The organism is Methanofollis sp. W23, from assembly GCF_017875325.1.
Taxonomy (GTDB): domain Archaea; phylum Halobacteriota; class Methanomicrobia; order Methanomicrobiales; family Methanofollaceae; genus Methanofollis.
Map to the genome: position 1 here is coordinate 2,141,700 of NZ_JAGGMN010000001.1, position 24,986 is coordinate 2,166,685.

General features: G+C 58.0%; 26 protein-coding genes. 23 read left to right on the forward strand and 3 right to left on the reverse strand.

All coding sequences use genetic code 11. The features are described from left to right. Positions 1-399 precede the first annotated feature (399 nt). Together J2129_RS09090 and fhcD are read right to left on the reverse strand one after the other, a co-directional pair. Entirely contained in the window at positions 400-1,158 is a 759-nt protein-coding gene (locus J2129_RS09090; RefSeq protein ID WP_209630556.1) for a hypothetical protein, read from the reverse strand. 409 nt (positions 1,159-1,567) lie between these two features. Next, positions 1,568-2,452: a formylmethanofuran--tetrahydromethanopterin N-formyltransferase gene (gene fhcD, locus J2129_RS09095; protein ID WP_209630557.1), complete on the reverse strand. Its 885-nt coding sequence runs from the start codon at positions 2,450-2,452 to the stop codon at positions 1,568-1,570. A gap of 306 nt (positions 2,453-2,758) precedes the next feature. Here fhcD and J2129_RS09100 point away from each other — a divergent pair, with 306 nt between their 5' ends. The 23 genes from J2129_RS09100 (at position 2,759) to mtrH (ending at position 23,545) form a co-directional block, all read left to right on the forward strand. After that, on the forward strand, positions 2,759-3,037 hold the full coding sequence (locus J2129_RS09100; protein ID WP_209630558.1) for a 4Fe-4S binding protein: 279 nt from the start codon (positions 2,759-2,761) through the stop codon (positions 3,035-3,037). 9 nt (positions 3,038-3,046) lie between these two features. Further along, positions 3,047-4,213, forward strand: a complete 1,167-nt coding sequence (locus J2129_RS09105; protein ID WP_209630559.1) for a 4Fe-4S binding protein — start codon at positions 3,047-3,049, stop codon at positions 4,211-4,213. Positions 4,214-4,222: 9 nt separating this feature from the next. Further along, positions 4,223-4,804 carry a CoB--CoM heterodisulfide reductase subunit C gene (hdrC, locus tag J2129_RS09110; RefSeq protein ID WP_209630560.1) on the forward strand — a complete coding sequence of 194 codons (582 nt, stop codon included), beginning with the start codon at positions 4,223-4,225 and terminating at the stop codon, positions 4,802-4,804. After that, positions 4,805-5,695 carry a CoB--CoM heterodisulfide reductase subunit B gene (gene hdrB, locus J2129_RS09115; RefSeq protein ID WP_209630561.1) on the forward strand — a complete coding sequence of 297 codons (891 nt, stop codon included), beginning with the start codon at positions 4,805-4,807 and terminating at the stop codon, positions 5,693-5,695. 13 nt (positions 5,696-5,708) lie between these two features. Next, entirely contained in the window at positions 5,709-7,724 is a 2,016-nt protein-coding gene (locus tag J2129_RS09120) for a CoB--CoM heterodisulfide reductase iron-sulfur subunit A family protein (protein WP_209630562.1), read from the forward strand. Next, on the forward strand, positions 7,725-8,150 hold the full coding sequence (locus J2129_RS09125) for a hydrogenase iron-sulfur subunit (protein ID WP_209630563.1): 426 nt from the start codon (positions 7,725-7,727) through the stop codon (positions 8,148-8,150). Between the two features lie 18 nt (positions 8,151-8,168). Continuing rightward, positions 8,169-8,570, forward strand: coding sequence for a molybdopterin dinucleotide binding domain-containing protein (locus J2129_RS09130; protein ID WP_209630564.1), 402 nt, complete (start codon positions 8,169-8,171; stop codon positions 8,568-8,570). Further along, positions 8,570-9,886 (forward strand): formylmethanofuran dehydrogenase subunit B, encoded by a 1,317-nt coding sequence (locus tag J2129_RS09135; RefSeq protein ID WP_209630565.1) that lies wholly within the window; start codon positions 8,570-8,572, stop codon positions 9,884-9,886. Before J2129_RS09130 ends, J2129_RS09135 begins: the two co-directional genes overlap by 1 nt. A 1-nt stretch (position 9,887) precedes the next feature. Further along, the gene (locus J2129_RS09140; RefSeq protein ID WP_209630566.1) at positions 9,888-11,597 is read left to right on the forward strand and encodes a formylmethanofuran dehydrogenase subunit A; all 1,710 of its coding nucleotides are present in this window, start codon (positions 9,888-9,890) and stop codon (positions 11,595-11,597) included. A 10-nt stretch (positions 11,598-11,607) separates the two neighbouring features. Next, the gene (locus J2129_RS09145) at positions 11,608-12,408 is read left to right on the forward strand and encodes a formylmethanofuran dehydrogenase subunit C (RefSeq protein WP_209630567.1); all 801 of its coding nucleotides are present in this window, start codon (positions 11,608-11,610) and stop codon (positions 12,406-12,408) included. A gap of 354 nt (positions 12,409-12,762) precedes the next feature. Beyond that, on the forward strand, positions 12,763-14,070 hold the full coding sequence (gene mcrB / locus J2129_RS09150; RefSeq protein WP_209630568.1) for a coenzyme-B sulfoethylthiotransferase subunit beta: 1,308 nt from the start codon (positions 12,763-12,765) through the stop codon (positions 14,068-14,070). A 12-nt stretch (positions 14,071-14,082) separates the two neighbouring features. Beyond that, on the forward strand, positions 14,083-14,553 hold the full coding sequence (gene mcrD / locus J2129_RS09155) for a methyl-coenzyme M reductase operon protein D (RefSeq protein ID WP_209630569.1): 471 nt from the start codon (positions 14,083-14,085) through the stop codon (positions 14,551-14,553). A 5-nt stretch (positions 14,554-14,558) separates the two neighbouring features. Further along, positions 14,559-15,191 carry a methyl-coenzyme M reductase I operon protein C gene (gene mcrC / locus J2129_RS09160; RefSeq protein ID WP_209630570.1) on the forward strand — a complete coding sequence of 211 codons (633 nt, stop codon included), beginning with the start codon at positions 14,559-14,561 and terminating at the stop codon, positions 15,189-15,191. 8 nt (positions 15,192-15,199) lie between these two features. Further along, positions 15,200-15,964, forward strand: a complete 765-nt coding sequence (gene mcrG, locus J2129_RS09165) for a coenzyme-B sulfoethylthiotransferase subunit gamma (RefSeq protein ID WP_209630571.1) — start codon at positions 15,200-15,202, stop codon at positions 15,962-15,964. 5 nt (positions 15,965-15,969) lie between these two features. Beyond that, the gene (mcrA, locus tag J2129_RS09170) at positions 15,970-17,676 is read left to right on the forward strand and encodes a coenzyme-B sulfoethylthiotransferase subunit alpha (protein ID WP_209630572.1); all 1,707 of its coding nucleotides are present in this window, start codon (positions 15,970-15,972) and stop codon (positions 17,674-17,676) included. Positions 17,677-17,915: 239 nt separating this feature from the next. Then, positions 17,916-18,821, forward strand: a complete 906-nt coding sequence (gene mtrE / locus J2129_RS09175) for a tetrahydromethanopterin S-methyltransferase subunit E (protein WP_209630573.1) — start codon at positions 17,916-17,918, stop codon at positions 18,819-18,821. Further along, positions 18,818-19,660, forward strand: coding sequence for a tetrahydromethanopterin S-methyltransferase subunit D (gene mtrD / locus J2129_RS09180; RefSeq protein WP_209630574.1), 843 nt, complete (start codon positions 18,818-18,820; stop codon positions 19,658-19,660). The genes mtrE and mtrD overlap by 4 nt, the downstream gene beginning before the upstream one ends. Positions 19,661-19,664: 4 nt before the next feature. After that, positions 19,665-20,531 (forward strand): tetrahydromethanopterin S-methyltransferase subunit C, encoded by an 867-nt coding sequence (gene mtrC, locus J2129_RS09185; protein ID WP_209630575.1) that lies wholly within the window; start codon positions 19,665-19,667, stop codon positions 20,529-20,531. Further along, the gene (gene mtrB, locus J2129_RS09190) at positions 20,531-20,815 is read left to right on the forward strand and encodes a tetrahydromethanopterin S-methyltransferase subunit B (protein WP_209630576.1); all 285 of its coding nucleotides are present in this window, start codon (positions 20,531-20,533) and stop codon (positions 20,813-20,815) included. Before mtrC ends, mtrB begins: the two co-directional genes overlap by 1 nt. Before the next feature lie 12 nt (positions 20,816-20,827). Continuing rightward, the gene (gene mtrA / locus J2129_RS09195; protein WP_209630577.1) at positions 20,828-21,550 is read left to right on the forward strand and encodes a tetrahydromethanopterin S-methyltransferase subunit A; all 723 of its coding nucleotides are present in this window, start codon (positions 20,828-20,830) and stop codon (positions 21,548-21,550) included. Between the two features lie 6 nt (positions 21,551-21,556). Continuing rightward, complete coding sequence (locus J2129_RS09200; protein ID WP_209630578.1) at positions 21,557-21,763, forward strand: tetrahydromethanopterin S-methyltransferase subunit F; 207 nt, start codon at positions 21,557-21,559, stop codon at positions 21,761-21,763. 12 nt (positions 21,764-21,775) lie between these two features. After that, a complete protein-coding gene (gene mtrA, locus J2129_RS09205; RefSeq protein WP_209630579.1) occupies positions 21,776-22,507 on the forward strand; it encodes a tetrahydromethanopterin S-methyltransferase subunit A in 732 nt (243 codons plus the stop codon). A 15-nt stretch (positions 22,508-22,522) separates the two neighbouring features. Then, a complete protein-coding gene (gene mtrH / locus J2129_RS09210) occupies positions 22,523-23,545 on the forward strand; it encodes a tetrahydromethanopterin S-methyltransferase subunit H (protein ID WP_209630580.1) in 1,023 nt (340 codons plus the stop codon). Positions 23,546-24,257: 712 nt separating this feature from the next. Here mtrH and J2129_RS09215 read toward each other — a convergent pair. Next, positions 24,258-24,962, reverse strand: coding sequence for a sugar phosphate isomerase/epimerase (locus tag J2129_RS09215; RefSeq protein ID WP_209630581.1), 705 nt, complete (start codon positions 24,960-24,962; stop codon positions 24,258-24,260). Between the last annotated feature and the right edge of the window lie 24 nt (positions 24,963-24,986).

Consider the following 24,986-nt stretch of genomic DNA (forward strand, 5'->3'; position numbering starts at 1 on the left):
CATCCATGCCAGAGTAGAGAGAGAGCAAAGATTCTAGAATATCCAGAGAAAGCATGACCCTGGATGCGATCTCAAGGATGGATTCTGGTGGTCTTATGAGAGGGAAATGTTTGATATGGATCAACTCTGAGTCCTGTCTCCGAGCCTGGATCGATCCAAGTAAAAAAAGGGCTCTGTAAAAACCCTTTTGATAATTCTCTCTGGCGTGGGGCTTGGTCACCCCCCGAACCCCCCCGCCACACGATAGGTATGGTCATCGATTCTGGCTTCCCGACCCCATCGTGGTCCCGGGGGTCAGGGGGCGCCGCGCCCCCAGCCAAAGGGATAGGAAGGCGGGTGACACATGTCTCCCCCACACAAGAGGTGAGGGTTTCTACAGAACCAAAAAAAGGAAGAAGTTTAGAAGTTGATTGTCCAGCCGCTGCTCCCCGTATCAGTCACCCTGTTTGTCCAGGATACAGACTGCCCTTGCTTCGACTGATTGCACCAGGTGTAGATGTCGAACAATGCGCGGCCATCATACCCTGTGATGTCGTACTCGATCTTGATCATGCCATTATCTATGAGGTCGGTGTTGTACTTCAGAGTCCCAAGCCCCAGGTCGATGAACATGACCTTGTAGGTGTCTGAGGGGTCAGTCATGTCCTGGCCGCAGTACATCGGATAATCCTCATCGAAGTACGGGCGCCAGTTGCAATTAATACGGGTACCATTATCAGACTCAAGGAAATATCCATCATCAAATGTACCGACATTGACTGAATCATAATAGGTCACCGACGGCGGGTACATAATCGTCGGCGTCAGCGTCCAGTTGTATCCAGAAGCCGTGATGCTCAATGCAAGATCTGTCGTATCAACCTCTCCCGGCACACCAAACATGAGGATCGCAGAATCACTGCACCCAGGATTCTTGCTGGTGTCAGAGATGTAGAACGTCCCGTTCAGACCCTGATTTGTGTAAACCCCACCATTTTTGTTCGTCGTGCTGTCGGCGATATGGATCGCCTTGAGTCCACCACCCGCCTTTGAGAAGTTGAAGAAGTAGGTATCGTCACCATAAGGATCATAAAATGCTCCATTCCCCATCTCGATGTACGTCTGGTTGTTCCCGGTAAATTCAGCCGCAGACACCGGCATAACACACACGGCACACATCAGCAGCACTGCTGAGACCATCGCCACTTTTAGTGCCCGTGCTCTTCCTTCATTTTCCATTTAAAACTCACCTTCGTACAATCCCAGAGTCCACTCTGACTCCAGGGTTCTATCAACTGAGGGCCAGATCGCACAGGTCAAACACACTCACCAAACATCTGCCCACAGTCAACAAGATCCAGTACTGATTCAGGCGAGCTTATATTTTTCGGATTAATATTGTGCTCCATTTACCCCAGGAATACAACTCAACTCCAAGCTTCGCTCATATATGCCCTGGTCCAACCCCTCACCTGACCGGGGTTCCACCGATCCCCTATTCAGGACAAACACCACCACCCTGTCCGGTCGGCAGATCGACCCAGCACCCTCTCAGCCCCGCGCACGAGGAGAGATCAGAAAAAAAGATTTAGAAGAGGTCCTTGAGCTCGATCTTGAACGGCCCAAGGTTGCCGCCGAAGTTGCCGGCACTGATGAAGACGACCCCCGGCACCCCGGCCGCCGCCTTGACACCGGCGGCCATCGCGGCCTTCACCGACGCCTCGTCGACACCATCGATGACGATCTCGTAGAGCGCCTTCACGCCCTCAGGCACCATGGAGTCCTCAACCTGGTCGCGCAGCGTCGGGCAGTACTTCTCGTTCGTGGTGGCAGTCATGAACTTGTACTTGTTGCTGCCGACCTTTGAACCCGAAGCGACGATGCCGCCAGGGAACGGAGTGACAACACCAGGAACATCGGCGATCGCGTCGACCGCCGCCTGAGCGGCCATGAGCGCGGCCATCTGGTTCTCGCCCATGATGAAGAAGTTGCCGCCCGCGACACCCTTGACGATCCCGAAGTCCTCCTCGCCAATGTACTCGCCGTTCATGATCGGAATGGCCCAGCACTGCCGGCCGCCGACTTCCTTCTTGTACTCGTAGCCGTCACCGAAGAAGTGGAGTTTCAGCGGGATCCGCTCCTCAGCTTCAGGCATACCGTCAAAGACTGCAGTCGTCGGAGCAGTGAGGACACACTCGGACAGGCGCTCAAGAACCCGCCCCTTGATCTTCTTCTTGCCGGCACAGACAAGGATCGCATACCCTGGCCGTCCGTCAGGAGTCTCATCGGCCGGGACAAATCCCTCGATCCCCGCCTCGCACGGGCACCCGATCGCCGAGGTGGCAAACCCGGTCGCCTCAACCGCGGCCTTATGCGCCCACTCCTTGGTCACAGCAGTAATGATTGCCCTCGCGACCCAGGTCGGGAACGCTTCAGCATATGTCTCGTCAATGGTCACACCATTATATTCCATATGTGTACACCGTACAGATGGTGCAACAGGTAAATAGAAGAACATTTCTAAATCACCCGTGACCGGTCGGTCCAACTGCACGATCACACAGAACCGACGCGAGACCAGATGAACGGCCTGAAAAATCCGGTTTGAGAGACCAATAGAGTACTCTCGCTTAATGATCTGTTAAAATCAACAGAATGTCATTATCAGAGACCCTCTCCGGGCGTTTTTCAAGAGTGTCGTGATTCAGAAAGTTTATCTATATTATTTGCCAACTCTTTCATAATCGATTTTCAATCGATATAGCTGGTGCGTGAAACCATGGCATTTGCAGTGCACGTCAACATGGAACGTTGTACCGGTTGTAACAATTGTGTGGTCGCGTGCCCAGTGGACGCACTGGAGCTCAACACCGTAGATCCTGTCACCACTGACAAGATCTACAAGGTGATGAACGGCAAGGCAACTGTCCTTGACGTTGATCACGAGCTCTGCGCCGGGTGCGGCGTATGCGTCGAGGCATGCCCATACAATGTGATACGACTGGTCGTTGGATCAATGCAGTCCGGGTCTCCTGCCCCGATGACAGCAAAGGAGTGAGGGTTACTCATGGCGATCTTTCCGAAATTCTCGAAAACAAGAGATGGTGTGAATATCATCAACGAGCAGCGGCTCCTCAAGCAGGTCAACCACCTCATCCTCGACACCCAGCGGTGTACAGGATGTGGGATCTGCTCGGAGTCCTGCCCTGAAGAAGCAATCACAGTCAGCATGGTCGGTGCGACCAAGAGGAAAAAGGGTATCAACTACGCGTCCCCCGTGAACATTGACGAAGTCAAGTGTTCATACTGTGGAGTCTGCGTGGTCATGTGCCCCTTCAACTCGCTGACTCTGAAGATCGACGGCGAAGAATCTCTTCCAATCGTAGAGCGGGAAGGCTTCCCGCAGTACGATATGCTCGCCAAGATCGACGAAGAAAAGTGTGTGCGGTGTACCGTCTGCGAGGACGTCTGTCCCCGTGACGCCATCGACCGCGACGTCCCCGCCTATGAAGGCAGCGTCGAGGGCGGGCGCGAGCGCCAGACCGCGCTGACCGCAAAGACCACCTTCGAGGTCGACACCGACAAGTGTACGGTCTGTGGCATCTGCGGTTCGCTCTGTCCGGCAATCACGGTCAAGCGCAAGGACTTCACTGCTGAGACCGGCGCAATCGAAGGCGACGTCCTCTGGGACGAGAACCTCTGTGACGGCTGTAAGGTCTGCACAGAAGCCTGCCCAGAAGAAGCGATCACCGTCAACCGCGAGGTTGAGGCCAAGAAACTCCCGGGCAAGGTCAACATCATCGAGGATGACTGCTGCACCTGCCGCTGGTGTGCCGAGAACTGCCCAACCGAGGCGATCACTGTCGAGAAGATCTTCGAGGGCGAGATCGAGTTCCACGCCGAGAAATGTCCGGGTGGCTGCTCGACCTGTGCCGAGATCTGTCCGGCCCACGCGATCTACCTTCCCTCCCCTGCACCCGTAGCCGAGATGAAGGGCGAGAAGGAGCCGAACATCGCCGTCAACAAGGATCTCTGTATCCTCTGCGGCGCATGTGTCAACGCCTGCCCCGGCGAGGACATCATCGTCCTGAAGCGGACCGGCATCCGCATGAAGGGCAAGGAGACAGACCTGTTCAACAAGATCAAGGCGAAGCTCTTCACCCCGCGGACTTCCAGAGTAAAGGAAGAGGTCACGCCCGGCGAAGTGGAACTCAAGGCCCTTGAAAACGCGTGAGGTAGTGACATGGCAAAAGGATATAATGACCCTGCGATGGAAGAAAAGTTCCAGGACAGGTACTTCCACGCTACAACAGAAACAAACCCCGAATTTATCAAAGAGATAGAGCGGCTCGGCCGTACTCCCGCACATATGTGCTTCCAGTGCGGGACCTGCACAGGCTCCTGCCCCTCGGCACCCAGGTCGAGTTACCGGATCAGGAAGTTCATGCGCCGTGCCGTGCTTGGACTTGAGAAAGAGGCCCTGACCGACCCGGACCTCTGGCTCTGCACCACCTGTTACAGCTGCGCTGACCGGTGCCCGCGTGACATTGCCCCGACCGACGTCATCATGGCAATGCGCAACCTCGCGTTCAAGGAAGACATCGTCCCCAGGAACTTCCTCAAGACGATCCAGCTCATCTACAAGACCGGTCACGGCGTGCCCAACAACGACGCGAACCGGGCTGCCCGGCTTAAACTCGGACTTGAGGCCGAACCTGAGACGACCCACAAGTACCCAGAGTTCATTCCAGGCATCCAGAAGATCTTGGACCATTACCATATGAAAGAGACTGCAGACAGAATCCTCTCAGAGGGTGAGCAGTAAATGCACGAATATGCGTTTTTCCTCGGGTGCATTGCACCGAACCGTTACCCAGGCTGCGAAGCGGCCGCCATCAGGACAAGCCGGAACGTCGGCATCGAACTTCTCCCTCTGAAGGGCGCAAGCTGCTGCCCGGCACCGGGGGCATTCGGCGCGGTCGACCTCCGCGTCTGGTATGCGATGGCCGCCAGGAACATCTGTCTTGCCGAAGAGATGGGCAAGGACATCACCCTCATCTGCAACGGCTGCTACAAGTCGATCTACGAGGTCAACGAGCGGCTGAAAGAGGACGACGAGCTCCGTGACGAGGCCAACGAGGTTCTCGCCGAGATCGACATGGAGTTCAAGGGCTCAGTCGATGTCTACCACCTCGCCGAGCTCTACTATGACCCCAAGGTCTGCGGTGTCGAGAAGATCCGCGAGTCCGTGGTCAGGCCCCTCGACGGGACCAAGATCGCGGTCCACTACGGCTGCCACCTTCTCAAGCCACTCAAGGAGCGCCGGTTCACCAATTCCGAGAACCCGATGTGGATCGAGGAACTCGTCGACGCCCTTGGTGCAGAATCTGTCCAGTACCGCAACAAGATGCAGTGCTGCGGTGCAGGCGGCGGTGTCCGCGGCTTTGACCTGGCCCACTCGCTCGATATCACGAACGAGAAGATGATCAATATCGCTGATGCAGGCGCAGACGCCCTCACTGAGGTCTGTCCGTTCTGTCAGCTCCAGTTCGACCGCGGTCAGGTCGAGATCAAAGACAAGTTTGGCATCGAATGGGGTCTTCCGGTGCTTCACTACAACGAACTGCTGGGACTTGCCCAGGGAATGAGCCCCCAGGAGCTTGCACTTGACCTCCACGCCATCGACTGCAAGCCGTTCCTGGACAAGATCCTGTAAGGGAGGAATATTCATGGCAGAAGAGAAAAAACAGCCCAGAATAGGTGTGTTTGTGTGCCATTGCGGTACCAACATCGCCGGCACCATCGACGTGGAGGCAGTCAAGGATTATGCCACGACCCTCCCCAATGTCGCGGTCGCCGATCACTATCAGTACATGTGCTCGACTCCGGGCCAGCAGATGATCAAGGACGCCATCAAGGAAAACGACCTGACCGGCGTCGTGGTCGCTGCCTGTACGCCCCGTCTCCACGAGCCGACCTTCAGGACGGCCACACAGGAAGGCGGTCTCAACCCGTTCAGGTTCGAGATGGCCAACATCCGTGACCAGAACTCCTGGGTCCATATGCACGACTCCGAGGGTGCAACCGAAAAGGCAAAGGACGCCGTCAGGATCGCCGTTGCCAAGGCATCCCTTCTTGAGGATCTCTACCCCAAGAGCGTCCCGGTCGAACACGCCGCCATGGTCGTTGGTGGCGGTGTCGGTGGTATCCAGGCGGCACTCGACCTTGCAAACGCCGGGATCAAGACCTACCTCATCGAGAAGTCCCCGACGGTCGGCGGACGTATGTCCCAGCTCGACAAGACCTTCCCGACCCTCGACTGTTCACAGTGTATCCTTACCCCGAAGATGGTGGACGTCGGGCGTCACCCGAACATCGAACTCCACACCTACACCGAGGTCGAGGCAGTCGACGGCTACATCGGCAACTTCGAGATCACCCTCAGAAAGAAGGCCAGGGGGGTCATGAGCCAGGACGAGGCCACGGCCAAAGGGATCATCGGCGGCGGGTGTAACGGCTGCGGCGACTGTGAAGCAGCCTGTCCGGTCATCAAGCCCAACCCCTTCGAGCTCGGGATGGCACCAAGAAAGGCCATCTACATCTACCACCCGCAGGTTGTGCCTCTGGTCTATACCGTCGACTTTGACTCCTGTGTGAAGTGCGGTCTCTGTGTCGAGGCCTGTGGCGACAAGAAAGCCATCGACCTTGAGATGGAGGACACCTTCGAGACCGTCAAGGTCGGAAGTGTCATCCTCGCAACCGGGTACGAGATGTTCCCGATCGAGAAAAAGCGCGAGTGGGGCTACAAACAGTTCGACAACGTCATCACCTCACTCGAGTTTGAGCGCCTCATCTGTGCCTCCGGTCCGACCGGCGGTCACCTGGTCCGCCCGTCTGACGGCGAGACCCCGATGAAGGTCGCCTTCCTGCTCTGTGCAGGCTCTCGTGACAACACTGGTGTCGGCAAGCCGTACTGCAGCCGGTTCTGCTGCATGTACTCGCTCAAGCACGCCCACCAGGTCATGGAAAAGATCCCGGGATGCCAGCCCTACATCTTCTACATGGACATCAGGTCCTTTGGCAAGATGTACGAGGAGTTCTACTATCGTATCCAGAACGAGGGTGCGAAGTTCATCCGTGGCCGTGTGGCCAACATCCTCGAAGACCCGAAGACCAAGAACCTGCACGTCTATGCAGAGGACACCCTGCTCGGGCGTCCGGTCGACATCGAGGTCGACATGGCCGTGCTCGCCGCGGCGATTCAGCCTGCAGCAGATACCGACCACGTCAGACACCTGTTTGGCGTGTCCTGCTCACAGGACGGATGGCTTCTTGAGGCCCACCCGAAGCTGAACCCGTGCGGGACCACGACCGCGGGGATCTTCCTCGCCGGCGTCTGCCAGGGGCCAAAGGATATCCCTGACACCGTCGCCCAGGCCGAAGGTGCAGCTTCCGCCGCATCCATCCCGATCCACATGGGCAAGGTCGACCTCGAACCGTACTTCGCCCAGTGCATCGAGGAGAAGTGTGCGGGTTGTGGGATGTGCATCAACCAGTGCCCGTACTCCGCACTCGAACTCATCGAGAAGGACGGCAGGACGGTCATGCACGTGACCGAAGCAAAGTGTAAGGGCTGCGGGACCTGTGGTGGGTTCTGTCCAGGTGGTGCGATCTACATGCAACACTTCACCACACCGCAGATCGTGGCCCAGATCGATGCATTCCTCCTTGGAGGTGAGGAGTAAATGGCAGAAGAAGAATGGCAGCCGAAGATCATCGCAATCATCTGCAACTGGTGTTCTTACGCTGGTGCAGACCTCGCGGGCAGTGCCCGTACCCAGTACCCGCCTGACGTCCGTGCCATCCGTGTGATGTGCACCGGGCGTGTCGACCCGCTCTTCATCATGAAGGCCTTTGCCGACGGTGCCGATGGGGTGCTCGTCTCCGGGTGCCACTTCGGTGACTGTCACTACATCGCGGGCAACTACAAGTGTGCCAAGAGGATGTTCCTCCTCAAGAGTGTCCTCAAGGACCTTGGGATCGATGACAAGCGTCTTAGAATGACCTTTGTCTCTGCATCTGAGGGTGCCAAGTGGGCAATGGTCATGGAAGACGTCGTCAAGACCGTCAAGGAACTGGGTCCAAGCCCCATCAACCAGCTGAAGCAGTAAATGCCGGAGGTTATTACGGTGCCAGAAATCGAATTAAACCTCATATCCGGGCGGAGCATCCAGCAGGGTGTTTCAATGGAGGCGGGCAAGGAAAAGCCCGCCTACACCAAGGCTTGCGGCATCATCGAGATGGATGATGCCGACTTCAAGCGTCTGGGCGCCTGGAGAAATACCAATGTCCGTGTCACCAGCGAATACGGTAGCGTCGTCGTGAAAGCAGTGCAGACCACCCAGGGCCCCCACCCTGGGCTTGCCTTCATCCCCATGGGACCGTGGGCAAACATGGTCATCAGCCCGAAGACCTACTCGACCGGGATGCCGACCTTCAAGGGCGTACCGGTCACCGTCGACGTTGCTGAAGATGAGCCAGTGTACGATTCACTCGACCTCGTCCGCAAAGCCTGCAAGGGTGAGATCTAATGGCAAAGATTATCTCTGACGTAGTCTGTCCGTTCTGTGGAACGCTCTGTGACGACCTGGAAGTCAAGGTCTCTGACGACGGCAAAGAGATCCTCGAGGTCTACAATGCCTGTGTCATCGGCACAGAGAAGTTCCTTCACTCCCAGGCAGAAGACCGCCTGAAGGTCCCGCAGATGCAGGATGAAGAGGGCAACTCGAAGGACGTCAGCGTCGACGACGCCGTCGAGTACACCGCCCAGATGCTCTGCAACGCAAAGAAGCCCCTCATGTACGGCTGGTCCTCCACCAACTGTGAGGCACAGTCGGTGGGCCACGAGATCGCCGAACTTGTCGGAGCGGTCGTCGACAACACCGCCACGGTCTGTCACGGCACCACCCTCATCGCACTCCAGGATGTCGGTGTGCCAAGCTGCACCCTTGGTGAGGTCAAGAACCGTGCCGACCGGATCGTCTTCTGGGGCTGCAACCCTGCCCACGCTCACCCAAGGCACATGAGCAGGTACTCCATCTTCCCACGTGGGTTCTTCACCGGGAAGGGCCACAAGGCACGCAAGATGGTCGTCGTCGACCCGCGCAGCACTGACACGGCAAAGATGGCCGACCTCCACATGCAGATCGAGCAGGGCCGCGACTACGAACTGCTCAGCGCCCTGCGTGTTGCCATCCGCGGCAACCCGCTGCCTGAAACCGTCGCCGGGATCCCGAGAGAGACGATCCAGGATGTCGCCGAAACTCTTAAATCAGGCCGCTTCGTGATCATCTTCTTCGGTATGGGAGTCACGCAGTCGCTCTCCAAGAACCACAACATCGATATAGCCATCTCGCTGACCCGCGACCTTAACGACTACACCAAGGCGGCCATCATGCCGATGCGTGGTCACTACAATGTCACGGGCTCAGGGCAGGTGCTTGGCTGGCAGTTCGGATACCCGTTCTGCGTGGACCTCTCCCGCGGCTTTGCCCGCTACAATCCAGGGGACTCCACCTCAAACGACCTGCTCCGCAGGGGCGAGGTCGACGCGGTCTTCGTCCTGGGATCTGACCCGGGTGCACACTTCCCGATCTCCTCGGTGAAGAAGATCGCACACCTCCCGTCAGTCTGTGTCGACCCGCATTTCACCCCGACCTCCGCCGTCTGCAAACTCCACATGCCAGTCGCGTTCGTCGGTGTTGAGGAGGCGGGTTGTGCCTACCGGATGGACAATGTCCCAATCGAGACCAGGAAGGTCGTCGATGCCCCAGAAGGCATGCTCAGCGACGAGGAATTCCTCAAGCGTGTACTCACACGGGTAAAGGAGATCAAGGGGGTTGCGTGAAATGGTAGAATATCTGATCAAGAACGGTTTCGTCTTCGACCCGGTGCTCGGGATCAACGGTGACAAGACCGATGTTGCCATCAAAGACGGCAAGATCGTCAAGTCGACCGAGATCAAGAACCCGAAGGTCATCGACGCAGCCGGCAAAACAGTGATGGCTGGCGGGGTGGACATTCACGCCCACGTCGCCGGGCCAAAGGTCAACCTCGGCAGAAACTACCGTCCTGAAGATAAACTCTTCAATTGCAAACCTGGAAAGGGTGCAATGAGGATGACAGGCGGGTTCTCGGTCCCAACAGTCTTCAGGACCGGGTACAAGTACGCCCAGATGGGCTACACGACCGTAATGGAAGCGGCAATGCCGCCGCTGTACGCCCGTCACGTCCATGAAGAGATGCGGGACACTCCGATCCTTGACCAGGGGGCCTACCCGGTCTTCGGGAACAACTGGTTTGTCCTTGAGTACCTCAAGAACCATGAGGTCGAGAATACCGCGGCCTACATGTCCTGGCTGCTGCGGACCACCAAGGGTTACGCCGTCAAGATCGTCAACCCGGGCGGCACCGAAGCCTGGGGCTGGGGTCTGAACTGCAACTCGATCCATGACCCGGTCCCGTACTTCGACATCACCCCGGCCCAGATCATGAAGGGATTGATGGAGGCAAACGAGGCCCTGAGGCTCCCGCACTCCGTCCACATCCACACCAACAACCTGGGCAACCCTGGCAACTACGAGACCACCCTCGACACCTTCAAGCTCTTCGAGGGCGAGAAGCCGAACAACGACTTCGGGCGTAACCAGGTCATGCACCACACCCACGTACAGTTCCACTCGTACGGCGGGGACAGCTGGCGCAACGTGGAGTCCAAGGCCGACAAGATCATGGACTATGTCAACAGCCACGACAACATGACCATGGACCTTGGCTGTGTCACCCTGGACGAGACCACGACGATGACCGCAGACGGTCCGTTCGAGCACCACCTCACCGAGCTCAACCACCTCAAGTGGGCAAACACCGATGTGGAACTTGAGACCGCAGCAGGCGTCGTCCCGTACATCTACGCACCAAATGTCAAAGTCTGCGGCATCCAGTGGGCTATCGGGCTTGAACTCGGCCTGATGGCCAAGGACCCGATGCGGGTCTTCATCACCACCGACCACCCGAACGCAGGTCCGTTCTTCAGGTACCCGCGGGTCATGAAGTGGCTGATGAGCAAGGACGCCCGTGAAGCCCAGATGGACTCGTTCAAGTGGGCAGAGAAGGTCAGGGACGCCACGTTCCTCTCCGGCATCGACCGTGAGCTGACACTCTACGAGATCGCGGCAATGACCAGGGCAGGCACGGCCCAGGCGCTCGGTCTCAAGGATAGGTACGGCAGTCTTACCCCAGGTCTTGAAGGAGATGTTGCAGTCTATGACTACAACCCCGAGACCGCGGAGGACCCAGAACTCATCGAGAAGGCCTTCAGCAACGCGGCGTACCTCTTCAAGGGCGGCGAAATGGTCGTCAAGGAGGGCGAGGTCGTCAGCAACGGGAACAAGAAGACGCTGTGGGTCGACGCCAAGGTTGCGGAGAACCCACAGGTCCAGAGGGACGTCGCCGAGAAGTTCCTGCGGTACTACACGGTCACCCAGGCAAACTATGAGGTGAACGAGAAGATCTTCATGAAGAACCCGTACAGGATCGAGGTCGACGCAACCCAGTGAGGAGATGACGATGGAGACGGTAACACTGACACCAAAGGAGCAGTCCGAGCTCTATATCGATGCGGAGAACATCACCCCTGACACCTTTGCAGGGAAGTCCGCCGCGGAGATCGCCGAACTGCAGGTCTTTGAAGGGAACCAGACCCAGACCCTGGGCCAGTACTTTGAGGTCGCCGGCACGGCCGGCGCCACGGCCGAGGAGACGAAGATCGTCATCAAAGGCGATGTCACCAAGGTCAAGTACATTGGTATGCGGATGACTGGCGGCGAGATCGTCGTCGAAGGCTCAGCCGACATGTACGTCGGGGCCTGGATGGAAGGCGGCAGGATCCATGTGCAGGGGAATGTCGACTCTTTCTCTGGTACCGGTATGAAAGGTGGCGAGATCGAGGTCGACGGCAATGCCGGAAACTACCTCGGTGCCGCCTATCGCGGGGACTGGAGAGGTATGCAGGCTGGCACGATCCGTGTGCACGGAGATGCCGGATCTGACCTTGGAACCTTCATGAATGGCGGGACCATCATCGTCGAGGGCGACGTGGACGTCCACGTCGGCACCCACGCCGAGGGTGGGACCATCATCGTCAAGGGGAATGGCACATCCAAGATTGGCGGTCAGATGGTGAAAGGGGAGATCTATGTCTTCGGCACCATCGACGTCATGATGCCCGGCTATATCTACCGAGAAGATGTGGACCTTGAAGTCGATGGCGATTCGGCCAGGTTCGCCCTCTTTGAGGGCGACATGGGCGAGCGTCATTCAAAGCGGAAAGGTCAGGTCATCTACGGTAAAATTTACCAGAAATACTAAATATCACCCTTCTTTTTTTCTACAAAAGAGCGCAAGCCCGGATGTTATATTTCCCGAAGTATAATATCATATCGTAACACGCATTGCAAATTATCTCGCACAACCCCTTGCTCCACACGTGGCATGAGGCCACCCTATTTGAATCTTCTTCCATTACATCAATATATCTATGTATATATACCTCGGCAGACAGGTCCAAAGATAGCAATGCTTATATGCCGAGATGGTGACTATGCAATTGTCCCTTGAGGGACGTGCAGTAGCATCATCAGCAATTATCAGCGATTCCTTTAGCGATTCACTACACAGTTCCTGTATTGTATTGGTAGATACATCTCATTTGGAGGAAATTATATGGCTAAATACTCAGACACGATCGACCTCTACGATGACGAAGGAAAACTTCTGAAGAGTGGGGTCACACTTGAGAAGGTCAGCCCGGTCGTCAACCCGGCGATCAAAAGAATCATCGACATGACCAAGCGGACGATCGCGGTCAATCTGGCCGGGATCGAGAACGGGATCAAGACCGGTGCGGTCGGCGGCAAAGCAAACCAGATCGCCGGACGGACCCTTGACCTCGACATTGTCAAGGATGTCGATGCCATCAAGGCAAAGATCCAGGAGATGGTCCAGGTCGAAGAGGGCGACGACACCAACATCAAGGACTTCGGAGGCAAACTTCTCCTTGTCGAGGTGCCGAAGGCCCGTATCGACGCGGCCGCCACCTATGACGCGGCGACCACCGCAGTCGCGGCGGCGACCACCTACGCGATCATCGACCAGTACGACATCGGCCCCTTCGACGGCCCGATGGTCAAGGCGGCGGTCTGGGGCACCTACCCGCAGACCATGGACATGAGCGGAGCAAATGTCAGCTCGATCCTGTCCATCCCGCAGAAGAACGAAGGCCTTGGCTTTGCCCTGAGAAACATCCCGGCCAACCACGTCGTGATGATCACCGGCCGGAACGCCATGCAGGGTGCGGCCCTTTCCTCGACCTTCGAACAGGCGGGCCAGTTCGAGATGGGCAACGCCATCGGCCCCTTCGAGCGTGCCCAGCTCCTTGGCTACGCCTACCAGGGCCTCAACGCCAACAACCTGGTCTACGACCTGGTCAAGACCAACGGCCAGAGCGGGACAATTGGTACCGTGGTCCAGTCCCTGGTCGAACGCGCGATCGAGGACAAGGTTATCGCACCGGGCAAGAAGGGCGGGTACTTCCAGTATTATGACACCAAGGACCCGATGCTCTGGAACGCCTATGCGGCAGCCGGCACCCTGGCCGGGACGATGGTCAACTGTGGTGCCGGGCGGTTCGCCCAGGCGGTCTCCTCGACGCTCCTGTACTTCAACGACCTGCTTGAGCACGAGACTGGCCTGCCAGGCTGTGACTATGGCCGTGTGATGGGGACCGCAGTCGGTTTCTCCTTCTTCAGCCACTCCATCTATGGCGGCGGTGGCCCCGGGGTCTTCAACGGCAACCACGTCGTGACCAGGCATTCGGCCGGCTTTGCCATCCCATGTGTGGTCTCGGCCTGCTGTCTTGACGCAGGCACACAGATGTTTGCACCGGAGGGCACCTCCAAGATCTATGGCGAGACCTATGGCCAGATCGAGGAGTTCGCACGGCCGATCCAGAACATCGCAAAGGAAGTGTAAAGGTAGCCGCTGATGACAGAAGCCACATATCCCCAATGTAGGATTGTGCCTGCGCGTTTCCTCAACCCAGAGACGGTGGAACGTCTCCTCAACAGGATCCTGGAGGTTGGCGGGATCAGGCGGTTGGTCCTGAACGGACCCCGCCTCCCCACCACCGTTCCCTATGGCCCGGCCCGGGGTACCCCAAACCCCCACCCGATGCGAAAGGTGATCAGGGTCGGAGACCAGGACATGGAACTCCAGGTACATGTAGGAACGATCCTCCTCGAACTCGAAGACCGGTCGTACATCGACCCTATCAGACAGGCATGTGACGAAGTCTTCGTGAAGTTCCCGTACGGTTTCACGGAAGGGAAATTCATAAAGACCCAGGCGACCGTTTCAGATTATGCAAAATACGGACCCGACGCCGACACATTCATCCTCGGGATGACAGACCCGAAGAGCCGGGGCGGGCCCCTTATTATTCAAGGACTCAAGTGATTACTATGCCGATCGGAAGGGTAACCCAGGTAGTGGACTGCAGAGAGAGTATGGGCATGGGCAAAGGCGGAGGCCTTGCCCAGCGAGGGACCATTTCAGAATGCCGCAGCCCCGACGTGATCGTCGTCGGGATGTCGCCAGGACGCAGGCATGTGACAAAGCCGGTCTGCGACATCACGTCCGCCCTGAGAAGAGAAGGGGTGGAGTTCTCGGTGAGCACGCTCGTGCTGAACGCGGGGAGCGGTGTTCCTCCTGATGCCCCCGGAATTGCGGGGTCAGTCCTTGGCGCCTACTTCGGGCTCACCCCCCAGGAGATCGAGCAGATCGAAGAGCATAAGGTCGCGATTCTCCACCACGGGAACGTCAGGTCCCATGTGGTACAGAAGGTCAGGTTCATCCTGGAGCATGTCGACGTCAAGGCGGTCGTCGTCTCCCAGTGCCCGATCGATTATGAGGATCTCGCAAAAGAGGGCGTCAAGACCGCCCTCGTCATGCCACCGCCCGATAGGGTCAAGACCAGGGGAACCGTCGAGGCGATCGTCTCCGGGATCACCCGTGGCCAGACCCCTACAAGGGAAAAGATGGCTGAAGTCATCTCAACCGTTACCAGATTGATGAAAGAACAAAACCCAAGGTGAAATTGTCTATGGCATATAAACCACAGTTCGGACCGGGCACCACTGTCGTCGCCGAGAACCGGCGCAAGCAGATGAACCCGGACTACCAGCTTGAGAAGCTGCGTGAAGTAACTGACGAGGACATCGTCCTGATCCTTGGCCACCGCGCCCCTGGTGCGGCCTATCCAACGGCCCACCCGCCCCTGGCCGAGCAGCAGGAACCCGCATGTCCGATCAGAAAGATCGTCGAGCCGACCGAGGGCGCAAAGGCCGGCGACCGCGTCCGCTATATCCAGTTTGCGGACTCCATGTTCAACGCACCCTGTCAGCCGTACCAGAGGACATACAGTGAGTGCTACCGCTTCCGCGGCATCGACCCGGGCACCCTCTCTGGCCGCCAGATTGTCGAGTGCCGCGAGCGCGACCTGGAAGGATATTCCAAGGAACTGATCAACACCGAGGTCTTTGACCCGGCCAGGACCGGTATCCGCGGTGCGACCGTGCACGGCCACTCCCTCCGTCTTGCAGAGGACGGTATGATGTTCGACATGCTCCAGCGCTGCGTCCTCGGCGACGACGGCGTCGTCAGGTATGTCAAGAACCAGATCGGTGAGCCTCTCGACCGTGCAGTCGAGGTCGGCAAGCCGATGGACGAGGCCTGGCTGAAGACGCACACCACCATGTTCCACTCCCTCGCAGGGACCGGGTTCCGCGAGGACCAGGAATATGTCGAGTATGTGCAGCGGATCCACTCGCTGAGAACGAAGTACGGCTTCATGCCGAAGGAGGAGTGATAGACATGGCAAAGATTGAAAGGGCGCAGAAGCTGTTCCTCAAGTCACTCAAGGAGAAGTTCCAGGACCAGGATGTCCAGTCCGAGAAGACCGAGTTCTACAAGTTCGGTGGCATCCGCCAGTCCCCAAGAAAACTTGAGTTCATGAAAGCAAGTCAGGCCGTAGAGATGCAGCGCGGGATGGCGATGTACGACCCCGAACGTTGTCATCTCGGCGGTCTGCCGATGGGGCAGCGTCAGCTGATGACCTACGAGGTCTCTGGCACCGGAGTCTATGTCGAGGGCGACGACCTGCACTTCGTCAACAATTCTGCGATGCAGCAGATGTGGGACGACATCCGCAGGACAGTCATCGTCGGCATGGACCTTGCCCACGCCACCCTCCAGAAGAGGCTTGGCAAAGAGGTCACCCCTGAGACGATCAACGAGTACCTCCACATCCTCAACCACGCCATGCCTGGTGCGGCCGTGGTTCAGGAGCACATGGTCGAGACCCACCCGGGACTTGTCGACGACTGTTATGTGAAGGTCTTCACCGGCGACGACGAACTCGCCGACGACATCGAACCCCAGTTCCTCCTTGATGTCGAGAAGCTCTTCCCGGCCAAGTCGGCAGAGGCCCTCAAGGCCGCGGTCGGCAAGTCGATGTGGCAGGCGATCCATATCCCGACCATCGTCTCCAGGACATGCGACGGCGGTACCACCTCCAGGTGGTCTGCGATGCAGATCGGGATGTCCTACATCGCCGCGTACCGCATGTGCGCCGGCGAGGCGGCGGTCGCCGACCTCTCCTTTGCCGCAAAGCACGCGGGCGTCATCCAGATGGCCGACATCCTGCCGGCACGGCGTGCCCGCGGTCCGAACGAGCCGGGCGGGATCAAGTTCGGTCACTTCTCCGACATGATCCAGACCGACCGGAAGTACCCCAACGACCCGGCCAAGGCGGCTCTCGAGGTCGTCGGTGCAGGTACCATGCTCTTCGACCAGATCTGGCTTGGTTCCTACATGTCAGGCGGTGTCGGGTTCACCCAGTACGCCACTGCGGCGTACACCGACAACATCCTCGATGAGTACACCTACTATGGGATGGACTACATCAAGGACAAGTACAAGGTGGACTGGCAGAACCCGAACCCGGCCGACAAGGTCACGGCCACCCAGGACGTCGTCAACGACATCGCCTCGGAGGTCACCCTCAACGCGATGGAGCAGTACGAGCAGTTCCCAACCCTGATGGAAGACCACTTCGGCGGTTCCCAGCGTGCAGGCGTCATCGCTGCAGCTTCCGGCCTCTCATCCGCAATCGCAACAGGGAACTCGAACGCAGGTCTTAACGGCTGGTACCTCTCCATGCTCCTGCACAAGGAAGGCTGGAGCCGTCTCGGCTTCTTCGGCTACGACCTGCAGGACCAGTGCGGTTCATCCAACTCCCTCTCGGTCAGGCCTGACGAGGGTGCGATCGGTGAATTCCGCGGTCCGAACTACCCGAACTACGCGATGAACGTCGGCCACCAGGGCGAGTACGCCGCCATCGTCGGCAGCGCCCACTACAGCCGCGGCGACGCCTGGTCCATGAACCCGCTGATCAAGATCACCTTTGCCGACCCGTCCCTCCAGTTCGACTTCGCCGAACCGAGGCGTGAGTTTGCGAAGGGTGCGATCCGCGAGTTTGAACCTGCAGGCGAGCGCTCGCTCATCATCCCGGCCAGGTAAGGAAATCAATCAACACAATTTTTTTTGCACTACTTCAAATGGGCATGCGAAAATCCCAGAATTATGCCCAAATTAGTATTTTAAAGGATATAAGGAGAGAATTCCCAGTCGTTTCCGAAACATTTAATTGAATAATAAACGACTGTTAAATGAACCACAAAGAGTTTGTACTCCATCTGTGTGGTAACGCGAACAGAAACTCTCGTGCATCGATCTTGTGTGCGCTGGGAGGGAGACGAATGGAAAGCGTATTATTTGGCATTGGAGTAACAGCATTGGCAGGTGCTCTCGCTACAATTGCAGGCGCTGCTGAGGATACTGAATCAAACATAGGGTCACAGGGTGACCCGAACTCTCAGGTCCAGTTGGCTCCACAGATGGGCTATATTCACCGGATTTACAACAAGGCTGTGTCCGGTGAACCGCCCGCATATGGTCTGTGGGTCACCATCAGCGCAGGTGTAGCCTGGGCATTCATGGTCGCCGGGATGAACCCGGTACTTGCCCTTGTTATCGCTTCTGCACTCGCAATCTTTGTGCAGGGTGTGTATGCAACGACTGCCTACCTTGGAAGGACGGCCAGTCTTGCGAAGTTTGAACAACCGGTATACATCGATGTGATCAAGTCGGTGACCACCGTGACGATGGCACACGCCTTTGTCGCCGTGTTCCCGGCAGTGGCGATGTGTTACCTTCTCGTCGCGGCACTCAACCACCCGTTCCCACTTGCTCTTCTGGGAATCGTCTGGGGTATCGCTCTCGGTGCCGCCGGCTCTGCGACCGGCAACCCGTTCTATGGTAAGGAACGTCAGTACCAGTCCCAGAAGTTCGGCGCCGGGGTGCCGATCTCTGCGTCCGGCAACATTGTCAGGTACGCCGAGGCCGGTCAGCGCAGCTCCCTTGACAACGGCTGGTTCACCGCAAAGCTCGCCGGTCCGGCATCAGGTCTCTGTTTCGGACTGATCGTGTTCTTTGAACTCTGGAGGACGGTGCTCTTCGAGAGCGTCGCTGCAGGGTGGGGCGCCATCATCGCCGGTGTCGTAATTATCCTGATCTTCATGATCATCGACCGGTACATCGAGGTCTGGGCACGGAAGAACTACGGTCCATACCAGCCTGAAACCACCGAGGAGGTGTCCGCGTGACCGCAATTGAAGCGAGCTCAAGTGGAGGCGAAGGGATCAACCCTGTCGCGTCAGTCATTGGTATCATTCTTATTCTTATCGCAATCGCAATTACCTACTCCGTGGCCCCGCCTGCCGCCCTGGCGGCACTTATCGGCGTCATCGTCGGTGGACTTCTCATCGGCTTTGGCGTTCACTTCGTGCCAGTCGGTGGTGCTCCGGCTGCGATGGGGCAATCTCCAGGTATTGCGACCGGTGTGGCGATGCTCGCCGCCGGTGCCGGTCTCGCCGGTCTCTTCGGCGGGGCGTGGGCTGCGGCCAATCCTGAGTTCGGTTTTGCAATCGTCATTGCGTCCGGCGCCATCGGCGGCGGTCTGCTGATGGCGATCACCTGTCTGATGGTCAACATCGTCTACATCTTCGGCATGGGTATCCCGGCGGCGTCCGGTAAGGTCGCCAAAGATCCGATCACCGGCGACACCCAGGAGGCATACAAGTCTCAGGGTACCGAGGGTCACGGTCTGCCGTTCATCTCCTATGTCGGCGGTGTCATCGGCGGGCTTCTCGGCGGTGCTGGGGGTACGCTCATCTACTACGAGCTCCTCAAGCTCTACTCTGCGTTGCTGCCCGACATTCTCACTGCTGATGTCGCTCAGATTATGCCGATCGCGGTCTCGCTCGCCGGGATCTTCGCCATCGGTATGTTCCTGGTGAACGCCGTGCTCGCCGCGTACAACATCACAGGTACCATCGAAGGCCCTCACGACCCGAAGTTCAAGCGCTTCCCGCGTGCCATCATCGGGTGTGCTACCGCTTCGGCCGTCTGCGGGCTCTTTGCAATTCTGATTGTGGTGGTGTGAAAAGATGACTGTACAAGTTACTGCATCCGAAGGCGGCATCCCGCACAACACGATCATGGCAGTCGGCCTGGTCGGCTCTCTGGTCTGTCTGTACCTGACCTATGCCAACCAATTCCTGAACGCCGAATATGCCGCGTTCTTTGGCGGGCTGGCCGCAGTGTTCGCTCTCCTCTGGGGGACCGACACGATCAAGCACCTCTGCAGTTATGGTATCGGTACCGGTGTCCCGTCGGCGGGTATGATCGCCTTCGGTACCGGTGTCATCGCCATGCTGCTTGCAACCAAAGTAGAGGCTGCGATGCCCTACTCCGCCCCGATCGCCGCCGTCGTCTTCGGCGCCATCGTCGGTGCGGTGGCAGGCTGGATCGCAAACAGTGTCCTGAAAATGAACATCCCGGTCATGGTCCGCTCGATCACCGAGATGGCCATCATCGGTGCGATCGTCCTTATGGGCTTCACCGCAGTCATGGCAGGCGGCTTCAGCTTCGACGCTCTTGCTGCACGGGAGATCGCCATCCTTGGACCTCTCTCCATGACGTCCTACGCAGGCTCACTCCTTGGGGGCTGTCTGCTTGCGGTCTCATTCATGCTCGGCAGCATTGCGCTGCAGCACCCGTTCAACGCGTGCCTTGGCCCAGGTGAACAGCAGGACAGAACCCTGATGCTCGCTGCAGAGTGTGGATTCCTCTCGATGATCGTCGTCGCAGTGATCTCGTTCGCATTCGTCGCCTTCGCCGCGGCCATGCTCTCGTTGATCGTCGCCATTGTCGGGTTTGTCTACACCTACATCCGCTTCATCGAGCTCTCCAAGCGCGACGCCTTCGCGTGGCTCGACGCAAAGCCGATTCTTGAACCAGAGGGTGAGGACTAATGGGATACGTGCAGGTATTGCCCGAATTCGGGCTTGTCGCCGACCCAGTAGTCGGCCTGGTCACCACCGCAGGCGTCTCATACCAGCCGGTCATCGACAAGGTCGAGGAACTTGAGATGTATACCGACGACCTCGTCGGAATGCTCTCTGGTGAAGGTTCCTTTGTTGCTTCCTTCCCTGGCAGGGAGAAGTCACTGGCCATTGCCGGCGGTGTCACCGCCCTGTGGTATGGTATCGCAGTCGGACTGCTCATCGCAGGGGTCATTGCCCTTGCACTGATGTGAGGTGAAGAGATTATGGCAGACAAGACATCACCAGCGAGTGGATGGCCCCTGATCAAGGGTGACTTCCACTCTGGCGACGCAAACTCGTGTGTCGCCGTTGTCACCATGGGTTCTCACCTCGACGAGCAGGGGATCTGTGATGCAGGCGCCGCACTCTGCGGTTCATGCAAGACAGAGAACCTCGGCCTGGAGAAGGTTATTGCAAACGTCATTGCAAACCCGAACATCAGGTTCGTCCTCCTCTGTGGTACCGAAGTCAAGGGCCACCTCTCTGGCCAGACCCTCAGCGCACTCCACGAAGGAGGAGTCGAGGGCGGCAAAGTCGTGGGCTCGAAGGGTGCCATCCCGTTCATCGAGAACCTTGATGACGCAGCGATCAAGCGCTTCCAGGAGCAGGTCGAGATCGTCAACATCATGGAGTCCGAGGACTTCGGCGAGATCAAGGCAAAGATCTCTGAACTCGCCGGAAAGGATCCGGGTGCGTTCGGCGAAGCGCCAATCGTCGTCGAGGTCAAGGAAGAAGAAGGAGGGGGCGGAGAGGAAGTCGGCGAGGCAGTAGAACTCAACGGCGACCTTGCGCTCATCCACGCCAGGTTCAAGACCATCGAGAAGATGGTGACCGACATCGGATACCGGGACAGGTTTGCCGCCGGTGTCTACTCAGGCAAGATCGAAGGACTGATGATCGGCCTGATCGTGTCGTTTACCATCCTCGGATTCCTCCTGCTGGGGTGATTTGAAATGGCGGAAGAAGAGAAAAAGTCAACTGGCGCGATCAGGATGGCCGCGATCGACAGTATCGTCGCAGACATCCAGTACAAGTCGCAGATTATCGCCAGGACAAATAAGATCGATTCAGGCATCATGGACTCCGGGATCCCCGCCTTTACTGTCGGGTTGCTCATCTCGTTGATCCTTGTCGTGGTGCCTGTCATGGTACTAATGTGAGGTGGGTAAGACATGGCAGACAAGACATCACCAGCGAGTGGATGGCCCCTGATCAAGGGTGACTTCCACTCTGGCGACGCAAATTCGTGTGTCGCCGTCGTCACCATGGGTTCTCACCTCGACGAGCAGGGGATCTGTGACGCAGGCGCCGCACTCTGCGGTTCATGCAAGACAGAGAACCTCGGCCTGGAGAAGGTTATTGCAAACGTCATTGCAAACCCGAACATCAGGTTTGTCCTCCTCTGTGGTACCGAAGTCAAGGGCCACCTCTCTGGCCAGACCCTCAGGGCCCTCCACGAAGGCGGGGTCGAGGGCGGCAAAGTCGTAGGCTCGAAGGGTGCCATCCCGTTCATCGAGAACCTCGATGACGCAGCGATCAAACGCTTCCAGGAGCAGGTCGAGATCGTCGACATCATGGAGTCCGAAGACTTCGGCGAGATCAAGGCAAAGATCTCTGAACTCGCCGGAAAGGACCCGGGTGCGTTCGGCGAAGCGCCAATTATCGTCGAGGTCAAGGAAGCCGAGGGCGGTGCGGAAGGCGGAGCAGTCGCCGGCGCAAGCCCGCAGTTCCTCGAGATCGAGGAGAGACTCGACGAGATCGAAACGAAGATTGAGTTCGTAAACGCCGAGGTCACCCAGCGTGTCGGTCGCAAGATCGGCCGTGACATCGGTATTCTCTACGGATTAGTAGCAGGACTGATCGTCTTCATGATGCTGATATTCCTGCTCCCCAAGTTGATGTAAGGAGGCAAGATCAGAATGTTCAAATTCGAGAAAGAACAGGCCGTTTTCGACTTTAACGGCATCAAGATCGGTGGCCAGCCGGGCGAGTACCCAAGGGTGCTCGGCGCATCCATCTTCTACAACAAGCACGAGACCGTGCTTGACGACCACACGGGAAAGATCGACAAGGCAAAGGCCGAGGCGCTCTGGAACCGTACGCAGGAGCTCTACGACCAGACTGGCAACCCATTCTTCTGCCAGATCATCGCCGAGTACGGCGAGGCGTTCGAGAGTTACATCGACTGGTTCTGCTCCATCGACGATAAGACGCCGTTCCTGATGGACTCATCAGCCCCAGAAGCGCTCGCTCACGCCTGTGAGTACGTCACTGAGGCCGGTATCGCAGACCGTGCGATCTACAACTCGATCAACGGTTCCATCGTCCCCGAGAACATCGAGGCCCTGAAGAAGTCCGACGTCAACTCAGCCATCGTCCTCGCCTTCAACCCTGGCGACCCATCAGTCGCAGGGCGTGAGAAGGTGCTGGCCGAGGGCGGTGTCGCCGGCCAGGAAAAGTCCATGCTCGCGATCGCCGAGGAGTGCGGCGTCACCCGTCCGATCCTCGACACGGCGGCAACCCCGCTCGGTATGGGCTCTGGCGGTTCGTTCCGTGAGATCCTCGCCTGCAAGGCGATCCACGGTCTGCCGACCGGCGGTGCATACCACAACATGACTGTCTCCTGGACCTGGCTGAAGCGCTGGAGGAAGAGCGTCCTTGCCGGGCAGTACGAGGGCAACGATGTCCTGCTGGAGCAGATGTCCCACCACCACTTCGGCGGGATGGAAGGTATCAGGCAGACCGCATGGGCCTCCCCTGATATCGGCTGCAACATCATGGCCATGACCCTTGGCGCAGACCTGATCATGTTCGGGCCTATTGAGAACATGGAAGGTATGGCCACGGCGGCCGCATTCTCCGACGTCGTCCTTGCCGAGGCTCTCAAGGAACTCGGCGGCGAGGTCCAGGCAGAGAAGCACCCGATTACGCTTCTCGTCTAAACCCAATCTCTTTTTTTTCTCTGGTTTTGTAGCACGTCTCTCCCTTCTGTCGCAGTGATCCCTTCACCCTAGGAATCCCAGGACAATGGTGGGCAGAGGAAGACCGCAATGGAGAGCCCGCTCACTCGTCGTATGACAAAACAGCAGACGAAGAACACAGCACCTCGCCGCCCATCAGTTATCTTCGTCCGTGAGGGGACAACCGAAGGGAGTCGAGAGAATTTGGCTTTGTAGAATCAGTCATGAACCCGAGGCTCAAGCATACACGATGAAAATTTTTCGTCACTTGATCTCTCAATTTCAAGACAGAAGAATCGGGGGGATCTTGTTCCATCGCCGCACCCCCCCATCCCCTCGCGAGATGGCAGGAAAGATCGTGCGATAAGGGGCGGCACGTCTGATCATCATGCCTTCCCCCACCATCGTCCGAGGGCGCTCTCGAAAATTAAAAATTTTCTCGAACTCGCTCTCGCTCGTTCCCCCGAGATGAAGATTGGGCCGGGAAGGCTCAATCGATGCACCTGAAGAGGGGAGTACCGTCCCCGGGCCCATCCTGACGTGGGGATCTGGGATCTCCTCTGGCGTGAAGGAAAGAGGGAACATTCTTCACCTGATTATGGGGCGGGATGCATGATCATCACACCGCTCCCGTCGTCATGACCCAGAGGACCTAACCCACGGGACGGAGTCGAAGAACGCAACAGGTTCAGGCTCACGCCCTCTTCTTCCCTTGCAAAAACTCCATGCTCGGCCGCACTGCCCCCGGGTCATGCACCTCGACGACGGCCGTCGCCGACGAAGGGATGGCCGCCATCACCGCTGAAAAATCGATGCAACCGCTTCCGCAGGCGGCATGGAGATCATGTGTGCCGTCATTGTCATGGAGGTGAAAATGCACCGGCCGTGCCTCTGCAAGAAAGGCTTCAAGAGTGCCGGTGAGCACGGCATGCCCGATGTCAAGGGTAAACCCGAGTCCCAGGTCGTCAAGAAGCGGGAGGAGACTGGTGTCCCTGAAGTGGCAACAGGTCCATGAGCCCATGTTCTCGACCGCAAGGACGACCGAGACCTCGTCCTGGAGCGCGGCAAGGTCGTGGAGAGACCGTAGCAGGGCCTGTTCTGAGGCCTGCCAGAGGTGAGGTTCCATACAGAAACCAGGATGGACGACAAGTCGGCATGCCCCGACCTCGTCACAGATCCTGGCAAGATCGGCGATCGCCTCGACCGAGGCGCACCGCATCGTCTCGTTCTCCGCAGCGAGGTTGATATCGGTGGTCGGAGCATGGACGGTATAGGAAAAGTCGAAAGAGTCGCAGGCCTCCTGGTAGAAGAACAGGGAATGGAGCGAGTCGGAGAGCACCTCGACAAGCCTGGTCTCGGCGGCAAGCAGACCAAGTGCCTCCTCGAGCGGACGGTCCATGAGGCAGTAGGTAGAACATCCAGG

Bases quoted from the DNA above. Each gene is read 5' to 3' on its own strand.
- mtrH (WP_209630580.1), top strand. From the start codon at position 22,523: ATGTTCAAATTCGAGAAAGAACAGGCCGTTTTCGACTTTAACGGCATC.
- mcrC (WP_209630570.1), top strand. From the start codon at position 14,559: ATGCCGATCGGAAGGGTAACCCAGGTAGTGGACTGCAGAGAGAGTATG.
- J2129_RS09100 (WP_209630558.1), top strand. From the start codon at position 2,759: ATGGCATTTGCAGTGCACGTCAACATGGAACGTTGTACCGGTTGTAAC.
- J2129_RS09135 (WP_209630565.1), top strand. From the start codon at position 8,570: ATGGCAAAGATTATCTCTGACGTAGTCTGTCCGTTCTGTGGAACGCTC.
- J2129_RS09145 (WP_209630567.1), top strand. From the start codon at position 11,608: ATGGAGACGGTAACACTGACACCAAAGGAGCAGTCCGAGCTCTATATC.
- J2129_RS09215 (WP_209630581.1), bottom strand. From the start codon at position 24,962: ATGGACCGTCCGCTCGAGGAGGCACTTGGTCTGCTTGCCGCCGAGACC.
- mtrA (WP_209630577.1), top strand. From the start codon at position 20,828: ATGGCAGACAAGACATCACCAGCGAGTGGATGGCCCCTGATCAAGGGT.
- mcrD (WP_209630569.1), top strand. From the start codon at position 14,083: ATGACAGAAGCCACATATCCCCAATGTAGGATTGTGCCTGCGCGTTTC.
- J2129_RS09090 (WP_209630556.1), bottom strand. From the start codon at position 1,158: ATGTGTGCCGTGTGTGTTATGCCGGTGTCTGCGGCTGAATTTACCGGG.
- J2129_RS09200 (WP_209630578.1), top strand. From the start codon at position 21,557: ATGGCGGAAGAAGAGAAAAAGTCAACTGGCGCGATCAGGATGGCCGCG.
- mtrC (WP_209630575.1), top strand. From the start codon at position 19,665: ATGACTGTACAAGTTACTGCATCCGAAGGCGGCATCCCGCACAACACG.
- J2129_RS09140 (WP_209630566.1), top strand. From the start codon at position 9,888: ATGGTAGAATATCTGATCAAGAACGGTTTCGTCTTCGACCCGGTGCTC.
- mcrG (WP_209630571.1), top strand. From the start codon at position 15,200: ATGGCATATAAACCACAGTTCGGACCGGGCACCACTGTCGTCGCCGAG.
- mtrE (WP_209630573.1), top strand. From the start codon at position 17,916: ATGGAAAGCGTATTATTTGGCATTGGAGTAACAGCATTGGCAGGTGCT.
- J2129_RS09105 (WP_209630559.1), top strand. From the start codon at position 3,047: ATGGCGATCTTTCCGAAATTCTCGAAAACAAGAGATGGTGTGAATATC.
- mcrB (WP_209630568.1), top strand. From the start codon at position 12,763: ATGGCTAAATACTCAGACACGATCGACCTCTACGATGACGAAGGAAAA.
- hdrB (WP_209630561.1), top strand. From the start codon at position 4,805: ATGCACGAATATGCGTTTTTCCTCGGGTGCATTGCACCGAACCGTTAC.
- mcrA (WP_209630572.1), top strand. From the start codon at position 15,970: ATGGCAAAGATTGAAAGGGCGCAGAAGCTGTTCCTCAAGTCACTCAAG.
- J2129_RS09120 (WP_209630562.1), top strand. From the start codon at position 5,709: ATGGCAGAAGAGAAAAAACAGCCCAGAATAGGTGTGTTTGTGTGCCAT.
- mtrA (WP_209630579.1), top strand. From the start codon at position 21,776: ATGGCAGACAAGACATCACCAGCGAGTGGATGGCCCCTGATCAAGGGT.
- fhcD (WP_209630557.1), bottom strand. From the start codon at position 2,452: ATGGAATATAATGGTGTGACCATTGACGAGACATATGCTGAAGCGTTC.
- mtrB (WP_209630576.1), top strand. From the start codon at position 20,531: ATGGGATACGTGCAGGTATTGCCCGAATTCGGGCTTGTCGCCGACCCA.
- hdrC (WP_209630560.1), top strand. From the start codon at position 4,223: ATGGCAAAAGGATATAATGACCCTGCGATGGAAGAAAAGTTCCAGGAC.
- J2129_RS09125 (WP_209630563.1), top strand. From the start codon at position 7,725: ATGGCAGAAGAAGAATGGCAGCCGAAGATCATCGCAATCATCTGCAAC.